Annotated in this window: 14 protein-coding genes and 1 pseudogene; 8 read left to right on the top strand and 7 right to left on the bottom strand. The window is 56.9% G+C overall.

Features of this window, described 5'->3' with window-relative positions:
• Positions 1 to 18 precede the first annotated feature (18 nt).
• From HDE79_RS09300 to HDE79_RS22235, 4 genes are all read left to right on the top strand, one after another.
• Complete coding sequence (locus tag HDE79_RS09300) at positions 19 to 696, top strand: lasso peptide biosynthesis B2 protein (protein WP_184601699.1); 678 nt, start codon at positions 19 to 21, stop codon at positions 694 to 696.
• Complete coding sequence (locus HDE79_RS09295) at positions 696 to 2,423, top strand: lasso peptide isopeptide bond-forming cyclase (protein ID WP_184601698.1); 1,728 nt, start codon at positions 696 to 698, stop codon at positions 2,421 to 2,423. Before HDE79_RS09300 ends, HDE79_RS09295 begins: the two co-directional genes overlap by 1 nt.
• Positions 2,424 to 2,668: 245 nt before the next feature.
• Complete coding sequence (locus tag HDE79_RS09290) at positions 2,669 to 3,985, top strand: hypothetical protein (RefSeq protein ID WP_184601697.1); 1,317 nt, start codon at positions 2,669 to 2,671, stop codon at positions 3,983 to 3,985.
• A gap of 101 nt (positions 3,986 to 4,086) precedes the next feature.
• Positions 4,087 to 4,614 (top strand): nuclear transport factor 2 family protein, encoded by a 528-nt coding sequence (locus HDE79_RS22235; protein WP_184601696.1) that lies wholly within the window; start codon positions 4,087 to 4,089, stop codon positions 4,612 to 4,614.
• A gap of 449 nt (positions 4,615 to 5,063) precedes the next feature.
• On the opposite strand, the gene HDE79_RS09280 is transcribed toward HDE79_RS22235, so the two are convergent.
• The 3 genes from HDE79_RS09280 to HDE79_RS09270 form a co-directional block, all read right to left on the bottom strand.
• Positions 5,064 to 5,414 (bottom strand): hypothetical protein, encoded by a 351-nt coding sequence (locus HDE79_RS09280; protein ID WP_184601695.1) that lies wholly within the window; start codon positions 5,412 to 5,414, stop codon positions 5,064 to 5,066.
• A 606-nt stretch (positions 5,415 to 6,020) separates the two neighbouring features.
• Entirely contained in the window at positions 6,021 to 6,458 is a 438-nt protein-coding gene (locus HDE79_RS09275; protein ID WP_184601694.1) for a hypothetical protein, read from the bottom strand.
• A 334-nt stretch (positions 6,459 to 6,792) separates the two neighbouring features.
• Positions 6,793 to 7,284 (bottom strand): RICIN domain-containing protein, encoded by a 492-nt coding sequence (locus tag HDE79_RS09270; protein ID WP_184601693.1) that lies wholly within the window; start codon positions 7,282 to 7,284, stop codon positions 6,793 to 6,795.
• A 351-nt stretch (positions 7,285 to 7,635) separates the two neighbouring features.
• Between HDE79_RS09270 and HDE79_RS09265 the strand changes: the two genes are divergently transcribed.
• The 3 genes from HDE79_RS09265 to HDE79_RS09255 all read left to right on the top strand — a co-directional run bounded on the left by HDE79_RS09265 (position 7,636) and on the right by HDE79_RS09255 (position 13,223).
• Complete coding sequence (locus HDE79_RS09265; RefSeq protein ID WP_184601692.1) at positions 7,636 to 10,413, top strand: LuxR C-terminal-related transcriptional regulator; 2,778 nt, start codon at positions 7,636 to 7,638, stop codon at positions 10,411 to 10,413.
• Between the two features lie 876 nt (positions 10,414 to 11,289).
• On the top strand, positions 11,290 to 12,474 hold the full coding sequence (locus HDE79_RS09260) for a hypothetical protein (RefSeq protein WP_184601691.1): 1,185 nt from the start codon (positions 11,290 to 11,292) through the stop codon (positions 12,472 to 12,474).
• A gap of 317 nt (positions 12,475 to 12,791) precedes the next feature.
• Positions 12,792 to 13,223, top strand: coding sequence for an energy transducer TonB (locus HDE79_RS09255; RefSeq protein WP_184601690.1), 432 nt, complete (start codon positions 12,792 to 12,794; stop codon positions 13,221 to 13,223).
• A gap of 239 nt (positions 13,224 to 13,462) precedes the next feature.
• Here the strand turns inward: HDE79_RS09255 and HDE79_RS09250 are convergent, their stop codons facing one another.
• From HDE79_RS09250 to HDE79_RS09240, 3 genes are all read right to left on the bottom strand, one after another.
• Positions 13,463 to 14,755, bottom strand: coding sequence for a hypothetical protein (locus HDE79_RS09250; protein ID WP_184601689.1), 1,293 nt, complete (start codon positions 14,753 to 14,755; stop codon positions 13,463 to 13,465).
• Between the two features lie 110 nt (positions 14,756 to 14,865).
• Positions 14,866 to 15,381 carry a PspC domain-containing protein gene (locus HDE79_RS09245; RefSeq protein ID WP_184601688.1) on the bottom strand — a complete coding sequence of 172 codons (516 nt, stop codon included), beginning with the start codon at positions 15,379 to 15,381 and terminating at the stop codon, positions 14,866 to 14,868.
• A complete protein-coding gene (locus tag HDE79_RS09240) occupies positions 15,372 to 15,704 on the bottom strand; it encodes a PadR family transcriptional regulator (protein WP_184601687.1) in 333 nt (110 codons plus the stop codon). Before HDE79_RS09240 ends, HDE79_RS09245 begins: the two co-directional genes overlap by 10 nt.
• A gap of 457 nt (positions 15,705 to 16,161) precedes the next feature.
• Between HDE79_RS09240 and HDE79_RS09235 the strand changes: the two are divergent.
• A pseudogene (locus HDE79_RS09235) lies at positions 16,162 to 16,371 on the top strand (transposase); the annotation flags it as partial.
• Positions 16,372 to 16,474: 103 nt separating this feature from the next.
• Here HDE79_RS09235 and HDE79_RS09230 read toward each other — a convergent pair.
• Positions 16,475 to 18,058, bottom strand: a complete 1,584-nt coding sequence (locus HDE79_RS09230; RefSeq protein WP_184601686.1) for a carboxylesterase family protein — start codon at positions 18,056 to 18,058, stop codon at positions 16,475 to 16,477.
• Positions 18,059 to 18,097 lie beyond the last annotated feature (39 nt).

Below are 18,097 nucleotides of genomic sequence, written 5' to 3'. Positions count from 1 at the left end.
TTCTATGGGAATACGGACATGACCCGCTATGTACTGCGCGACGATCTCTCGTACTGCCGTATCGATCAACGACTGGTTTTTCTGGATATCGGCAGCGATCGGTACTTCCAACTTCCCCGCTCGCTGGAGCAAGCCTTGACCGCCTACCTCGATGGGGTCGAATGCGCGCAGTCGGAGATAAACGCATTGGTCGAACGCGCCCTATTGGTCGAACGAACGGATACGGCGATCCGTAGCCGTCCAAACATCGAACCCGCTGCTCGCAGTGCGGTGGAAGCACCGCAGCCGCTGCGGCATCTTCGCGTCGTCGAACTGATGGAGGTCTTTGCCATCGTGCTGCGCACGCGCGTCGCTATGAAGCTCTCTACGCTCAAGCACATACTCGATAGTCTTACCGCCGAAAGACATCTCAAAACAGCGCAAATCGAACCACATGCAGACATGTCGGAACCGCGCCGCGCCGAGGCAGCCGCCGTATTTCGCCGTGCGCGACTCTACGTGCCGATCGAGATGCGCTGCTTGCTCGACGCCATCGCGATGACACGATTTCTACTTAGACGACGCATCCACGCGCATATCGTCTTCGGCATCGCCCTCGATCCTTTCTCCGCCCACTGCTGGGTGCAGGTGGACGACCTCGTGTTGAACGACACCGTCGGCAATGTCGCCTCGCACACGCCGATACGAGTCGTGTGATGTACCGATACATCGCCTTGCTCGACGGACGTGGCCGCAACGGTCGCGATGGCCAAATCGATGAAACGCTTTGCCAGATCGGCCTTCCGCACCGGCTGACTTTAGGAAGCATCGACCTCTATACCGCCGATGACACGCCCGTTCTCCCTCTGGCATCCGGCGGCGCGCTTATCGGCCACGTCTTCCCGCGCGAGCAAAGCGCTGCATGTGGAACCATGGATCTCGCCAGCCTTCGCTCCCGACACAATCTCGTCGAGTACCTCATCGACCGGTTCTGGGGCGAATACCTGCTGCTGCTTCCGCCGGAACACGATTCGGATGCTGCGACAGTCATGCGCGACCCGTCCGGTGGTGTCGACTGCGTCTATTCGCTGCGCGAGCGCTTCATCACCTCCGACATTTCGATCGCGGCGCGATCGGGCCTTTACCGCAGGGAGATCGACTGGGACTTCATCCGGAGCAACGTGGTTTACCCGCACTACAAGGCCGGTGCTACCGGTCTTTCCGGGTTGCGCGAACTGCTACCGGGTTGCCAACTGCATATACACGTAAGCAAATATTCGATAGAGCAAGCATGGTCGCCATGGTCCTTCGTCGCTCCACCGCATAGACACCGCGATCGGCGCGAAGCGCAGGCCGACATTCGGCGTGTCGTGTCGTCCACGGTGAAGCGCTGGGCCGAGACGGATCGATCCCTTCTGCTCGAATTGTCCGGCGGATTGGACTCCTCCATCGTGGCCGCTTGCCTGCGCGATGCGAAAGCGCGCGTGGCGTGCTGCAATCTGGTCACGCCCGTGCCCGGCGCCGACGAGCGGCGGTACGCATCGTCGATGGCGGATCTGCTCGGTGTCGAGCTTCACATCGAAAAACTCGGCTTCGATGAAACGCATCTCGATTTTCAGCCGCCGCCGCACGCGGTCGCGCCCAGCACCTGGTTTCTGCAACACGCAGCCAATGAACTGAACGAGGCGATCGGCACGCCGCTTGGCATCAACAGCTTCTTCTCCGGCGGTGGCGGCGATACCGTCTTCTGCTACACCCGAACCGCGGCACCGGCTGCGGACGCCTTCCGCGAATGCGGAACGATCGCGGGCATCCATGCCATTCGCGATCTCGCCGAACTCCACCAATGCACGTTCTGGAAAGCCGGAAGGTTGGCTCTGCGGAAACGGCTCGCCTTAGCCAAGCCACCGCGCAAGCCGGATACGTCGTTTCTGTCTGCCGCCTGCGCGCAGGCCACGCTGGAACCCCACCCGTGGTTCGATGCACCCGACAACGCGCTGTGTGGCGACCGCGAACGCATCGTCGACCTCGCCGGCACCCAGGTCTTCCGGGACGGGCTGGCGCGCGGTGCGAAGTGGCAAATGCGCATGCCGCTGCTTTCTCAACCAGTAATGGAAGCCTGCCTGAAGGTGCCCAGCTGGATGTGGATTGCGGAGGGTCGAAATCGCGCCGTCGCGCGCGACGCGTTTGCGGACGTCCTGCCTCCCGACATCCTGCACCGCCGCAGCAAAGGAACCTTCATGAACTACGCCGGCGCGTTCTATCGCCGGAACAAGAGTCGACTCCGGGATTATCTGCTGACGGGGCAACTCGAAGCGCACGGGCTTCTCGACAACGATGCGCTACGGCAGTTCTTCGAGCGCGATCTGGCCGCCAGAGACGACAGGTTCATGCGCATCTTCGACCTGTGCGCCATCGAAAACTGGGTCCGCCACCAGTCCTGAAGAGCGCATTGCCCAAATCATGGAGCGCGCGCCGTCATGCCCGCTTTGGGTGTGCTGCACCGAACGCATCACATGACCGATCATCGACGATCACCTAGCCAACCAGCATGATCAGTCGTATGTCGCCGCCGACCGGCAGTAGCCGACCCATGGCGTACATTCGATTCGATGTAATGTATTACTAACTCGACAATCGATAGACAACGTATTGAGCGAGGCCAATGAAGACACGTATAGCAATAGCTATGGTGAAGCTGACGCTAGTGATTTTTGTTGTCACGAGTGGCGCTGCGGCGATGGCAGCGCCAGGGGATGCGCAGGCTCGATACCGCTCTCCGCTCCAGTTCGGCGTCGATCGCTCCAACATGGCCACGCAGTGGACACTCGCACCACCACAAGAACCCAATATCTCGCCGTTCCTTGCATCCGAATACAACAAACCAGGGGACTTCGAAGCGCGTCGTATTGCCGTACTTGATGGGATCGCGAGGATCCATGCGCAATGGTTTCGAGATGGATTCGGCAAAGGTTCTCCTGACCTTTTCGTTGACCTAGTGAAATTGGTACATGCCCGCGGTATGAAAATCCTGGCGGTGTTCGGGGCGGCCGCATCCGACTATCCGCCGGGTGCGTACCTGACAAAAGCGCAGAGCGGCTGCCCATGGGGTACATACCCTTTGAGCAAGATCAATCTCAGCGCCTACCAGAAACGCATCGAGGAACAATTCGCGGCAGTGCGCGCCGCGGGCGAGACCGTTGACGCGTTCGAAATCGGCAATGAACTTGATCTGTATTGCAATGATGCGGACAGTCCGACCGGTGCGGAATGGGCCAAACATCAATGGAAATGGTTCTTAAGCCCGGCTCAAGTTCAGACATTCGTGCACGGCTACGCGCCTTATCTAGCTGCCTCTGTCGCGTCTATTCGCAAATATTTTCCGAGAGCAAAAATCATCACCTACGGCAATTCCATGCCGGCGTCGGCACCGTTGATGGAGGCGTTAGCCAGCGTGCGGGATGCGGATGGGAAAATCACCGATTACACCAAATTGGTCGACGGCTATGGGTCACATCTGTACCCCGTTTCGAGTACCACTTTGAACATGGTCGAGGACGCAACCAACTCGCTACGCTACGAGGCAGCCCACTATCCGCATATCGATGAGAAACCCATCTGGATCACCGAGTGGAACCCTGCAGGGTCGAGCTGGTGGAACGGTCAGCCATGGTATTTTCAATACAACGCGCAAGGACAGCCTGGCGGCGAACTGAACAAGGCCGATGCTCAGGGCGTTTACGAGGCCATGGATCGGGCTGCCGCCATTCGCACCTTCAACCGTGATGTTGTGGAAAAGCTCCGCTCATCGACAACGGCATCGGTGAATATCAGTCACGTCTTTTATTACTCTTACGATTCTGGCGGAAAGTCACCGAAATGCGATCACGTCGAATATAACGGAGCACCGCACCTTACTGGCTTTTGCATTGATGGCCTGATTGATTCGACTACTGGTAATTTGCTGCCCGGTGTTGCAGCGGCGGTTGTTGATGCGGTGCGTTAGCGTGCTCAGTCTCAGAGGGAGTAAAGATAAAAGTCGGGTCACGTTCACTTATTCGTTCATCGGATCGAAATGTCCGCTCTCACCCACAACGGACATAATCAGTGGACGTTTCCGCGCCGTCCAACTTCAGCGCCAAGTCCGATCAAGGGGGAAAAATGCGCAGTGGCACAATCCTGATTTGCGTTGCCGCCGTTGCCGCGGTATTCGCTGGGCAAGCTCTGGCCGTCGACACTCCGACCAATGACGGCATAACAGCTAAGTGGATGATCGAAAAAGAAAGGGCTTGGGCAAACATGGCTTGCGGAGGGGAATGGGTTGCAACTGAGATCCTTGCGGACGATTTTCAGGGGACAGCTCCCAAAGGGATGCGCTACGGCAAGCCAAAAAGTGCGCCGACATACGACCCAAAGACTCAGTGGTCAACCGACTGCCGTCTGGATGAGGCAGATGTACGATTCTTCTCCCCTGATGTTGCGGTTGTTTACGGGGCAGAATCAAAAACGGTTGCCCTACCGGATGCAAAGCACGAGCGGCGTTGTCTAGTGTGGAGCGATATGTGGCTCCGGCGCAAAGGGCGATGGCAGATTATTGCCGTTCAAGACAACCGCGTTGAGTGCCCTACTAAATGACGCATGCCTGACTGATCGTTTGAGTTGGATTGCTACGCCGACGGAGTCCGGAGCTAGTGTCCGCCACCCATTGCAGCCGGTCACGAACGGCCGCTTTCTAGAAAGCCACTCTCTGCGTAGAGCGATGAATTTGACTAGAAAGACCGAACTCTTCTGATCAAGGATTAAACGCTCAACCTGGCCGCGTCGCCACCACCGGAGTCACGTTGGAAGCACGGCGCGCTGGTATCCCCATATCTTTAGCGACCTAAAGTAGAGAATCGGCACTGCGGAGGTCACCCGCAACGCGCGCTTCGCCAAGCTCATTGCCGAGCGTATAGAAACGCCCCCGCCGACACCGGCAAGTAGAAGCCAAATTGCGTGAGGAGGCTTGAGTCCATGGCACATCTCCGGTCAATGTGAAGCCTTGGTGGACGTCAAGTTGGCGCTCCACACGGTACCCTTTTGTTTTAGCGCAGTGAAAGGGTAGTCGCCGATGTTGTCTTCACGAGTAATTTGCCGGGATAAAGCCCCTGGCAGAATTGGCCGCCATTGACCGCAGGCTTGAACGTGTAGTGACTGCCATCTTTATCCGTTTCGAGAAAGCTGGCATTGACGCTGCAGTTGGATGGTTCATCGAAATGCAAGCTGACGAGTTTCGGGTTGAAGTTGGCGTTGACATGCGCCCGAGCTTTGACGGAATGCATGACGCCACCCCATTCGCCGGTCGGTGCCGATGTTTGTTGCGATAACACGTTGCCGCAGACACAAAGCAGCAGAGCGGCGGCGATAGCATGGGACTTTCGGTTGAAACGGAACATGGGAATCTCCTGGTGTGTTGGCTAGTTTTTCTTTTCGCCTACAGCCGCGATCAGGTTGCAACCAAGATGGGGCTCCATCTTGCCGGAGATGATCTCGTTGGCAACGCGTACTGCATCCTCGATTGTTTCGAGTGACTGCATAGTTTTAAGCAGGCCCAATGCTGGAGTTAAGCGGCGGCGAAGCTGTCCGCTTTGAACGAGTTGTTAGATGCAGCTAACGCACCCGATGCGTAGCCGATACCGATTGCCGGGACGGTTGAAGATCATGGTGACTCAATGCGCTCAGCAGCGCGACTGACGACGCCAGCGTTTGCGCGAAAGCTACCCGTCGCTTTCCCTGGGATGTTGCGTATCTCAAAAAAGTTAGGGCCCGTAAAAAATCTAAGCGCATGTCGAAAGTTTTTTGCAACCGCCATTTAGCAAGTGGACCGAAGATTCTGTACCAAGTCGACGGCGCCGCTTTACAAGAATAGCTCCCGATGTTGCTTACATCCGAAATAGCTCAAGCGTTTCTTTGATGTCGAAATCGCACTGAAACGCCGACTCACCGATGAAGTCGTAAATTGCCCTCACCTCACTGGCCAGATCGCTGTACCAAGGTTAGGTTTAACGCGATTGCGGGGGATTGGCGCAGCGGAAGTAGCTGGTTTTAGCCTCCCGCGTGGGGGTGATGTTGACCACACCGATTCCCGCTTCATTGGGGATCGTCAAAGCGACATAATTGATGCCGTCTTGAGGCCGCTGCTTAACCGACTCAACCGCTTCGTCCTGCAATACTTGGCGGCCGCCCCCCGCTTTAACCACACCAAGGTTTTGCGCTAGATACCAGTTACGACTGCTTTCATTGATCAGCTGACACCCTGCGGAAGCATCTGGCAATTTGTACCCCACGCTGAGGACCTTGCCATTGCCCACCGCCACCGTTTGCACAACGCTCTCCATGATGGAATTTTGGTTCATGTTGTAACTGCAAGCTGAAAGGAGTGCCGTAAGCAGAAAGGCGGCTAAAAAGCGCGTCTGTGTGATTTTGGAAAAATATGACACGTTACCGAACTCCTTTAAGGGCTGGTTATCGGATGTTTCCAATGGCGTGGACTCATAGCCTCACAAGTGTTTGTCTCCCCTTTCCGACAGATAAGCTTTTTCGGACTAAAGTCCACCTCGACACTATTCGCGCGGAACAGGCCGAGTCCGCCGATGTAGCCGACGACCGGAGCCCCGATGACCCGGAAGACTCATGCCATAGGTGGGTATCTGTGTCGGGTGGAAATGATGCGATCCGGGTAAGTTCGAGACAGACTGGAGCGCCCCGGACGATTTGGGCTACGCCCTTCGCAGATGCGACATCCGTGACGACATGGGATCTGAATAACTGATGTTATTGGTGGATTATCCAGGTCTGCCCCGGATAGCCGTGGCAGGCGTTCATATCCAATTCGGTGTTGCCAGTGTTCGAACGAATCCCGAGACAGACACCCGGCCCCAGGAGTTGGCTCGTGACCGTGTAGGTGTCAGGCTGGCCCGTAGGCGTGAGCATCCATTGCTGGTTTTTAACGCTGGCGCATGAAGCCATCTTCACTGTGCTGGTGTCGGCCGCGGCCACGCCCAGGCAAGCGCCTGATCCCGTGCGCTGGCTCTGGAAGCGAACGAAACCATGTCCGTTGGGAGAGCTGGTGCTCCAGTTTTCGGCCGGGTAGCCGGCGCATTTCGCCATGAACGGATGGCTGAGATCGTTTTCCTTAACACCCAGACACTTATCTGGCGCCGAGGTGGCGTTATAGACGTGGCTCGAATAGCTCTGGGCCTGCGCTGACTGCGCCAAGGCCAGAGTACTGGCGAGCGAGACAAGCGAAATAAGTAGTTTAGTCATCGGAGTTCCCTTAACGTCCGTAGGCGAGCGTTGATATTAGGGGGCTCTACGCCGGCGTCGGTCGCGTTTTTGGGGTAGTTGAAAGACTTTGAAGGGTAGCGTCAGAGGTGGATTGGGGTAGGGCTGGCATTTTCCGTTTCATTCAACCGTCGCATTTCATCGTTGAATCCGCCGTTTCGACAAAAACTCTCATCAATGAGGTTCCATTGCCTCACCGATGAGCGGTGGAGCCTCATCGATGAGGCTCGACGAGTCACACGTGAATCTTTTGCCTCAAGCCCTACCACGGTGAGGAATTCAGCGCCGAGCTAGTGTCGTGGAGGCGACAGATGGGTCTTCAGGGGAGGGGTTGTGCCTAGTCAAAAACCGTTACTCTCGGGATCGTCCCCGCAGGGACTGGAGCATGCATTAGCGCTGGCAGACGAACGGCGTCTGGCAGCGGCGATGCGGGTCGGACTGTTTCGGCTTCACCCGCCACAGCAACTCGTGCATCTCGTCCTACGCCCTGCGTTGTTGGGCGTGCTGGATGAGGCGCTGCAGCAAAGGTTAGTGCTGCTTCAGGCGCCAGCGGGTTACGGCAAGACGACGCTCTTGGCTCAGTGGTGGAACAGCCTCGGTAGCCGAGGCATAAAGGCGGCCTGGCTGACCCTTGATGAAGATAGCCGCATCGCGGCCGAATTCCTGACCTATGTGATCCACGCCATCGCCGCCGTTGGCATCGATGTTGGCGAATTGGCCACAGCAACCCTCCAGTCCGCCGAGCCGTCCGCGCCGCGAACCGAGCTCAACGCCCTCCTCTATGAACTCGATCGGGTTGAGGGGCCCCTAGTGCTCATTCTGGATGACTATCACCTGGCGCAGTCGGCACAGACAGATGGCCTGCTCGACATGTTTATCCGGCGCATGCCGGAAAACGTCCATGTGGTGATCGCCAGCCGCTTGCGACCTGGCCTGACGCTGCCGGTTTTGCGCGCGCAAGGACAGGTTCGGGAGTTCGGCGCCACGCAGCTTCGATTTTCTCTGAACGAGGCGTTCGACCTGCTGCGGCCGCAGCAGGTCAGCGACGAAAACATCACCGTCCTGGCAGCACGCACGGAAGGTTGGCCCATCGCCCTGCAACTCGCCGGCCTTTGGGTCCGCGAGCATCAGGACGCACAAGGATTGATGCAATCGTTCTCCGGCTCGGTCGACGACATGGCTGATTATCTAGCGACTCAGGTGTTCGCTGATCTGCCGGAGCACCTGCAGACGTTTCTGCTCGAGACCTCCATATTCGATCAGTTTGGCAGCGAACTGGCCGATGCCGTCAGGGGCAAATCGGACTCCATGCTTTTGATGGAGGAGCTAAAGCGCGTCAATGTCCTCCTGATTCCTATCGACCGCGAGCGCGTCTGGTTTCGTCATCATCACTTATTCTCAGAATTTCTCGCCGCGCGCAGAGGTCGGCTTGGGGAGGCTAAGGAAAAGATGCTGCAGCAATCGGCCTCGCGATGGTTCGAGAGCCGAGGATCGCTCCTGGAGGCTATTCGCCACGCCCGCGCCGGGGGCGAACACGCACGCACGGTAAAATTAGTGGAGCAAGCTGGATGCGTTCGCGTGTGCCTGGAAGAAGGCATCTCGCGCGCCCAAGCCATTTTCTCCCTCCTTAGCCCGGCCGAGATCGAAGCTTCGGCGCACCTGCGCCTGGCCCATTCGCTCCTGTGTTTCAAGGAAGGAAAACTTCAAGTCGGCGACGCCGAGTTGGAGAGTGCCAGGAGGATGGCCAAGCTCGGGCCAGATACGCTGGATGGGGAAAGGTTTCGTAAGGATCTGTTGATCGTCGAAATGCTTCGAGCCGGTTACGGAGACACCCAGCAGGCGGATGAAGATTACGACACCCTGGACGCCATGAGCGCCGCCAGTCGCGATACGGACCCTTGGCTAAGCGGGCTCTTGGACAATCTCCTGTGTCTGCATTTTTTGCGCTGGGGCGACATCGGCCGCGCTGAACTCTGTGTGCACAAAGCGCTCGGCTATTACCGTGATGCGGGCAGCCTCCACGGCTGCTTGTTCATGAACTTTCACCTTGCGACTTTGAGCCTTGCGCAAGGCCATCTCTCCAAAGCCGCTAACGCTTTACATGTCGCCGAGGAACTAACCTTCACCCAATTCGGTGGCAACACCAGTCTGCTGGCGATCGCGCAGACCCTGATGGCCGAGGTCGACTACGAGCGGAATGACGTGACGCGGGCGACCGAGCTGTTGAACGAAAACCTTGCGATCATCGCCGTATCCGAGGGGTGGGCAGAGATCTATGCCAGCGGTTATGGCACCGCCGCGCTGCTCTGCTCAGCGCGCGGCGATGTCGCCAGCGCCGAGCTCACGCTTGATCGCGGTATGGAACTCATGCTCGCCCGCGGGCTTCCGACGCTCGGTTGCCTGCTGATGGCGCGTCGTGCCGCCATTCTCTGCCGCGCCTGCCGTCTCGAGGAGGCCAGCGTATGGCTCGCGAAGGCCGAACAGGTCCAATTTCAGGGAAGCAACCTTACCTGGGTCGAGGCTGATGAGCTATCCATCACCCGAGCCAGGATTGCGCTTGCCAACGGCACGGCGGATGCGGCCCTGGACATACTGGAGGCAATTACCGTCGAGGCGGAGGCCCTAGGACACGTTCGTTCCACCCTACGCGCGAATGCTCTGCGCGCGCTCGCCCTGAGCGTCTTGGAACGCCCGGAGGAAGCCGCCAAAGCGCTGATCGGTGTCCTTGATCGGGCACGGGATGAAGGCTTCAGACGCATCTTCATAGACGAAGGCCCGCAGATGGCCGAGCTTCTTCGTGAAACGATAGGGCGCAAGGGTGCGAGCAACGTCTCTAGCGCCAACCTCGTCTTCGTGGCCGAGTTGTTGGCAAGCTTCGGAGAGCTGACGCGAGGCGACGAGCGCGCGCGACTACTGAGCGCCCTGACGCCACGGGAGCGTGAAATTCTCAGGGTGCTGTCGCGCAAGGTCGCCAATAAGGTGATTGCACGCAGCCTCGATCTGAATGAGAACGCCGTCAAATTTCACCTGAAGAACATTTACCGCAAGCTTGGCGTGGCGAGTCGGGCGATGGCCGTTACTGTGGCGGAGAAGCTCGAACTTTTGTCATGAAGTAAGTCAATAACTTGCACAACTTCACTGGTAAAAGAACCCTGATCGAATGCCACGTCAGACTAGTCGCGCCGTGAAGCATTTGAAGTTGCAATGAAGCACCCCGGCCGCGAGCAGCGGGGTATCAAGAGTTCGACGAGCCAAAGGCTACGCCCCATGCGGCGGGGAATTTGAGCCTTTGGAGCGATTAAAGCCGGTCTTCTTAATTCGGTCGTTGCGGAAATCTGCGGCGCTCGGCGTTGAAGAAGACGATCCACTACTTGAACACCACTTGGACGATGCAGCGCTCTTCGTGCTGAATATGCCACTACGGGGATCGCTACAGCATTTGACGGTAAATTTACCGGTAACTGTGGCTTCTAAACTTTCACACATAGCGGATGACACCGTCCCGTGGCTTTTATACGAACGCACCCATACAAATCCAAACAGGTGCGATCTAAAACGGTAGGCGGTCGCTTTCTGGCGACCTAAAAGGGATGATGACCGGCCGTTGTTGGCCGATGGTTGCCCTTGAGGTGCTGGTGACAGCCGCGCAAGCTGCGACGGGCAGAGGTCGACCCTAAGCGGCCGGTCGCTCGATAAGTATGACCATCTGTTTTGTTGCGCTTTCAATTTAGCGCGTTGAATCCACGCTCTCAGCCAAAAGTGGTTGTAAGGCCAGCGTTTGAAATTCATCTACGCGGAAAGCTAGTCATCCCGAGCGAGTTCGAGGCTGGTATTTTTTAAGATAAGTCCCGCTGATCCCAGGAAGCTTGTTTCAGATGGGAGCACATCACAGCTAGTCACCTACACCATTGGCTATCGTCAGCAGCTCAGATAACAATACACATTAGCCATCTCAATTCCTCTCATGCTGTGAACATTGGAGCGAGTATGCGTAGCACATGGTTAACGACATTGCTTATCGTAAGTTGCTTCGCGACCAACACCGATCATGCGAATGAAAGATCGATCAACCTCAAAGATGTCATTGTGAAAGCATCCAACGTCTCTGCCATTCCGAGGCCGGAAGACATCGCAACTGCGCTGCGCATCACCATCGGAAAGCCCTCCCTAAATGATGGCGGCGTAGATATTGGCGAGTTCGCTAATTATGTATATCCGGTGGGTAAAAACCCGTGGGGTATAACCTCTATTCGGCGTTCCTTTCATCTAGACGACAGTGGTCTACGCGAGGCAACGAACGATACTGTACTCAGTCTTGATCAGACCTATTGCGTTAAACCGGCTGATTTTCCGAAGACCATGAATCTCAAGTTGTTCAAAATACTTGAACCCTTTCCGGATGGTGGTGGCGCTACCGAGCACGATTTTTACATGGGAACCATTGAGGAAACTGGAAAGTTTTTGTCGATTGATTCAGCCGGTGAGCAGGGATGTGCGAAGTCAATTTCTCTAGCGTATCGATACCGTGAGCTTGGTGTTGCAGCAGCTCAGGCGAAGTCGCTTTGGGCCTCTACGGGACCGTTTGTAGCGAGCTCGCCGTCGACCAATGATCTCGCCACTCCATTTAAAGTGCATCCTCCCTTTTCCGCTGATGACTTCCTGAAGAAAGTCATGTTGCTCATCCAAGCGCATCGCGGTTACATCACCTCCGATGAGTTGAACAATGCTTTTGACTTAAAGATTGCACCAGTGCACGCAGTAGGTAATCGAGTGGCGAGTTATCATCTTCAAGAGCACAAGGATTGGTACATCGGTCTTGCGTATGCATTGAGCGGACCGGATTATCGAAGTAACCAAAAAGGCATCTATCCCGATGGCCAGGGGTCCACGGTGGACTTCAGCTTTCACTCTTACACGTTTTTGAGCCCTTCCGCGAATCCAATGTGCTTGGCTGCGGAAGTCGTCGAGGCAGGCCTGCTCAAGAATGGATGGTCTGAAGTGCCACAGGAGAAGCCCAATGCGGCGCGCCTGCCGTACGTGAATCCGATCGAATCGATTCTCTTCAAGATGCCTAATAGTGTTTCAAGCGTTAAGGTATTTGCGAAGACTTATCTATCTCAGTCTTGCGTGCTTGGCCTAAGAATTATTGGCGCAGCAAACTCAGCTGGATAAGTTGCTTTCACGCAAGAAAATCGACTACGCCGTAGATTATGTTGACTCGTTGCTCGTGCAGTTGCGATCCAGGCGGGTCAAGGTTCCTAGGCGCGACGACAGCGACGCAAAGGGCCGCTTAGCGTGGATTTTGGATTCCCCCAAAAAAAACGAGGCCGAGCTCTGGGATCCCAAGCGCTAGTTTTGCTCGGATCCGCTTCCGACCCGTAGCGGACATTCCAGAATTTTCACAATTGGTTATCCAAATTGTCCGTGATTCAGCCAAACTAGCGAAGGATCGACTGTTCCTTTTACATCAATCTTGCCAAGGGGAAGGTATGAAAAGGCTATTCGTCGTGGCTGCTATTATTGCCACGCTGCTGGTGGGCTGTGCTCCTGTCAAACATGTGCCCGTAGTGGTTGACCCCGCGGTGCTAAAAAATGCCCCGCAGCCGCTCTATCCAAATGACGCGATCCGCCATAAGGAACAGGGTTCGGTGCTGCTGCTCGTCCTCGTGGGGAAAGACGGGCTGCCGAAAGACATTAAAGTCATTCAAAGTAGCGGCTTTGATTCGCTTGATCTGGCAGCTATAAACGCACTTAGTCAGTGGACATACCGGCCCAGGACCGTCGACGGGGTGCCGGTGGAAGCCTATTTAAGATTTCCGCTCAATTTCAATTTGAAGCACGCCAAGCCAGTCGGGCAGCCGCAGCCCTACGCATCCGATACAGGTACTTCGCCTGCCGCATCGCCACTGCCAGGCGGTTGATGCAGCAATTTTAATGCGTGCGCTGATATCTGCTTCCGACCCATTCCGGACAGTTGCGACCTCAGCGGTGGAGCTGTCTGCTCACGATGCGACACCGCTACGGATGCGCCCCTACGCTCGGCGTGATGTCTTCCACAGGCGTCGGCAGCGTCACCTTGAACTCGATCTCTGACAGCTGCTCCGGCCCGATGGCGTGCTAGTTATAGTCAACCTCTCGAAAAGTACAAGTTAGCTTGCACTTATGGGCGATGTCGGTTCTTTGCCACTGTGAAATCGCCGGGTTTCTTGTCCGGTACGATCGACCATTCCGGTGCGAGTTCTAGCGTCCAGCCGCTGCCGGAAAGTGTGGTCGCGTTCGCGGGGGCGGCCACGGTCACGCTCGTCCAATTGTCATCGATCAAAGCAGCGCCATCCACTTTAAGCTTTCCCCAATCGGTGACGACCTGCAGCCTCGGATAGACGGTGCCATAAGGCGGTAGCGGGAAAAGAATGCTCGGATTGAACTCCGCTTTCATATGATGGGAGGGCAGGTGCAACACTGCACCGCTGACAAGTTGTGCGATCCAGATCTTGGCCTGTTTGTCGTGCGCCAGCGCTATGGTCTTTTCGTCCGCTTCCACGCCCGCGAGATTGTAGCGACGCCCCGCCTTGCGCGCCGCCGCCCCAATGTTGGTGGGAAGCGAAATATCAGCCAAGTGCGCGAGCATGTCGCCAAGGTCGGACTGCGCCGAAAGATGTTTGCGCCAATCCTTGCTGTAGTCGTCCAGCAGGAAGCCATAGGCCGGGCCGGACGCGAAGGCGAAGAGTCGCGCGTAGGCGTTGCCTTTCTCCGCGTCGCCGAGCGCGGCGGCGACCGTCGCGTCGTTCTGCCCGCTTAGCCGACGGCCGGTATACTCCGCGAGGCCTTCGTTCAACAGGAGCTGGTTTTCCTGATCGGCCGCGTCTTTGGCCTGCGCGCGGCGCCAGGCGCGGAAGATCAGCGCATCGCGGATGGCGGTCTTGCGGCCCGCCGTATCGGTCGCGGTCAGCGCGGCGGCCAATGCACGCCATTCCAGTCGCATGGTCGTGCGTCCGAACGCAGACCCGAGTTGCGCCTCCACGGGAGAGTTTGTGGGAAAGCCGAGGCTTTCCTGAATGACATGCCACGCTTCATGCGCCAGTTCGGTATTGCGCGTAGCGACATCGGCCGGCAGCGGCCACAGGATCATCGACCAGCGCAGGCCCTTCCATTCCACCGTCGTGCTGGAAATCAGAACTTCGCTGCCGAGCTTGCCCGTGAACACATCACCGGTTTTCGTGAGCGCGTCATCGGGTGTGTTTTCGTTGGCAACGATTTCACGCGTATCCGGATCGATGAACATGAGTGGTCCGCAGACACTCTTGCCCCACAAAGCGCCGCCGTCGCGGTCACACATCGCCTGCCGTTCGGCAAAGGCCGCGTGCGCGGCTTTGGGATCGATCGCTGTGGCGTGCGCTGACGCGAGCGTCAAGAACGCGGTTCCCGCCAGCGCGAGACCAGCAATGGTCTTCAACATCGGAATTCTCCTCAATCGTGCATGGGGGATACAGGACGGCATCCATTGCTCTACACGAGTACATCCGAACGAGCCCGTGACGACGACGTCGCCGTCGTTGCCCGACTTCACATCACATCGGAGTGCGCGTGAAGGCTGGCACTGTATTCGTCGTGAGTCCGGACCAACGGCAGGGCGAACATCAGAACCAGATAGATCAGCACCGGTATGCCGCCGGAAAATACGGACGTAATGACGAAAATCGACCGTACCCACTCGACTCGAATACTGGAGTAGGCCGCCAGTCCCTGACAAACACCGAAGAACCACTTGCCCTCCTCGATTCGGCACAGCCGACGAGGGCGGCCGGGTTGCGCTACAGCTGCATCGCTGTTGCCAGCGTCGACGACACCCACCTGCTCAAAGACCAATTCGACTTCTTTGCGGCTGAGAACGCGATTCTCTGGCGAGAGTTTCTCACCAATGGATTGTTCAAGATCGCGAAGAATCTCTTCGCAATCTGGATCGCGTTTGAGCCGCGTCCGAGCGTGCTCGAAATATGTCTGCAAGGCCTGATAAGCGTCTTCGTCCAACAGGAATGTTGTCGAGTGCCCGCTAAGTCTGATTTGAATGACTATTTGCATGATGGCTTACCCAACTCGTCGATGAGGCTTGTCAAAGACTTCCAGTACTCTCGAAACTCCGCCAGCTGTTTGCGGCCTGCTGCCGCAAGCTTGTAGTACTTGCGAGGAGGGCCCGTCTCGGATTCCTGCCACTCATAGTCCAACAGCTGCTCCCGTCGCATCTTGCTCAAGAGCGGATACAGGGTGCCTTCCTGGGTGGCGAAATCGGTCTTGCTGAGGCGTTGCATCATTTCCGCAACGTACACCCTGCCAGAAGATACGATCCCCAGGATCAGGAATTCCAGCAGACCCTTGCGCAACGTGTTGTACTTGTCCGGGTCCATATATCACCAGCTACCTTTATGCAAAAAGGTAGCTGGAGTCAGTCTTCTTGTCAAACCCGATTCTTTTCCGCTGACCGGCAGCTTCTGGCCGATTCTGTTGAAAAACTCCGACTTAACAAATAGACGTCCAAATTTTGAATCGCGACGGCAACGACAATTCGATTCTGTACAAATTTACACATTCAGGCCGACAGAAAGCGATTGTCGCGGCCGGATTTTCTCGCTTTAAACGATCTCGAGTTTTCGAAGCGAGTTTTTCAACACTATCGACCGATTCCGGCCAGTGGCATCGCGTAGATTAGGATGCCGGTGCGCTGATCATGATCGATTGGTTCTACTGATCAACTTCATCGGTGCGCGCGAGGCCTAGCAGGCCTGAGCAAGATATGCCCTGGGCGCCTTCATCCCACACTCACGAGCCTGGAATGGGCTCCCCTACATACGTCGCGGTGGCTGCCACATCCAGCCAGGCAAGCCTCAACAGAACGCCTACGTCTAGCGCTACAACCGAACCGTGCGCTACGCCTGGCTTGCACGAACCTTGTTCGACTCGATCGAGCAGATGCAGGACATGGCCACTCGCTGGCTACGGACTTACAACCACGAGCGCCCGAACATGGGACTCGGCGGCATCACCCCGATACAGAAACTGGCCCTTGCTGCTTAACTCCACTTTTGGTGTCTGTTAAAAATCGGGGATTGCCGTCGACGCTTTCACCGATGCATCGCTGCATGTCGGTGAGTGTCGTCTCAAAAGGCCGTGTCGTAGATTAAGGGAGCAGTACCGTTGGGCTGCCGAGACCGCGCCAAAAATCGCATCGATGGCGGCCGCTGAAATTCGAGGAAATATCAATCGGGCTTCTTAGCTCGATCACCGCGGCGCTTCCCGCGGTATTACCTGGACCTGGGAAAACCCCCGGCGCCTGACCGTACCGGGCATACATGCCAAGCCCATCCATCATGCTTTCCGAGAGCCATCGATTCGTGCCGCTCAGCGCATTGCCCGCGCCATCGTGACCAAAGAAATACGCTAGCTCGGTCGTATGTGCATCACCGTCAACAATGCTCGATACCTGTGGTACGGGGTAATCGTAGACGGGATCGGGTTGGCTGAACTCGTATTCGATGACGGGCACCTGATACTGCAGCGTCTCGCGCAGGTTATAAGCGGGGCAGCTGAAGAATTCGTCCGTTAAGATGGAAGACAAGGTCTGACCGGGCGTGGCGTTTTGGCCCAACGCGTACTCGGTGGCGATCGCATTGGCATTCGTTTTGCCAAAAGCGTTAACGAGTATGGCGTTCGCGTTGTTTAAAGTGACGTCATGACCAATCGTGCTGGTGAACTGCGCGATGAAGTAAGTGCCCTCGTCGAGATTGCTGCCCTCAATCACGGGCACGTGGCTGAAGGCGCCACTCGCCAAAGCATCTTGGGGTTCAGTCGGCAGGACAAACCCATCGACGTTCGGACCGATGGCGCCGCCGGCGGCGGTCAGAAAAGTGCTGACGGGGACTTGACGTAGGCACGCAGCGACGTCGTCGGCGTTGGCGCATCCGACCTCATCGACAATACTTTCATCCTGTTTCTCGGCGCTTGCCAACTTGGCGGTTGCAAGGCTTCCGGCGCTTTGCAATTGGACTCTTTCAAACAAGCCAGCGGCACCCGGCGAGACCATTTGATCAACGATAGAGAGCGCGCCTGCCGACTGGCCGAAGACGGTGACGTTCTTCGGATCGCCACCGAAGGCCCTGGCGTTCGAAGCAACCCAGCGCAGCGCGGCCTGTTGGTCGAGAAGACCGTAATTGCCCGAGACGTGATGCGCGTTTTCGTTGTCCAATGCCGGCGCCGCAAGAAATCCCAGGGCACCCAATCGATAGTTGACCGTCACGACAATCGCACCGATGCGACGCGCGATATCGTTACCGGTGTAGTCGGGGCCGTTGCCTCCGGGTGCGACGCCCGCATCGCCATAGCGAAAGCTGCCGCCATAAAAAAATACCAGCACGGGTCGACCTTGCGTCGAAACACTGGGTCGGTAGACATTCAGCGTCAGACAGTCTTCGTTCGTGCTGGGTGTCCCCAGGGTCGATGTCTGGGGGCAGGCTGCGCCAAAATGGTCGGCTGGTCGCGGTTGCTGCCAACGGGTTGCTGGAGTTGGTGGTTGGAAGCGCAATGCCCCCACGGGCGGCGCGGCATACGGGATGCCAAGAAATGTATCGACGCCCCTTTGGCTCTGCCCGATCACCGCACCACTGCCCGTCGTAACCATCACGGATTGCGCGCGAGCCTCTACAGAGAGAACGCATGTTCCGAGGGCAAGAAAAGTCGTGCAGGCGAATACGGAAAGACGTTGCATAAAAATGTCTCAGGAAGAACCAAGGATGGTGATGCGAAG

The organism is Rhodanobacter sp. MP1X3, from assembly GCF_014207165.1.
GTDB lineage: Bacteria > Pseudomonadota > Gammaproteobacteria > Xanthomonadales > Rhodanobacteraceae > Rhodanobacter.
Note: the sequence above shows the minus strand (reverse complement) of the source record. Positions and strands in the feature narration are given on the sequence as shown.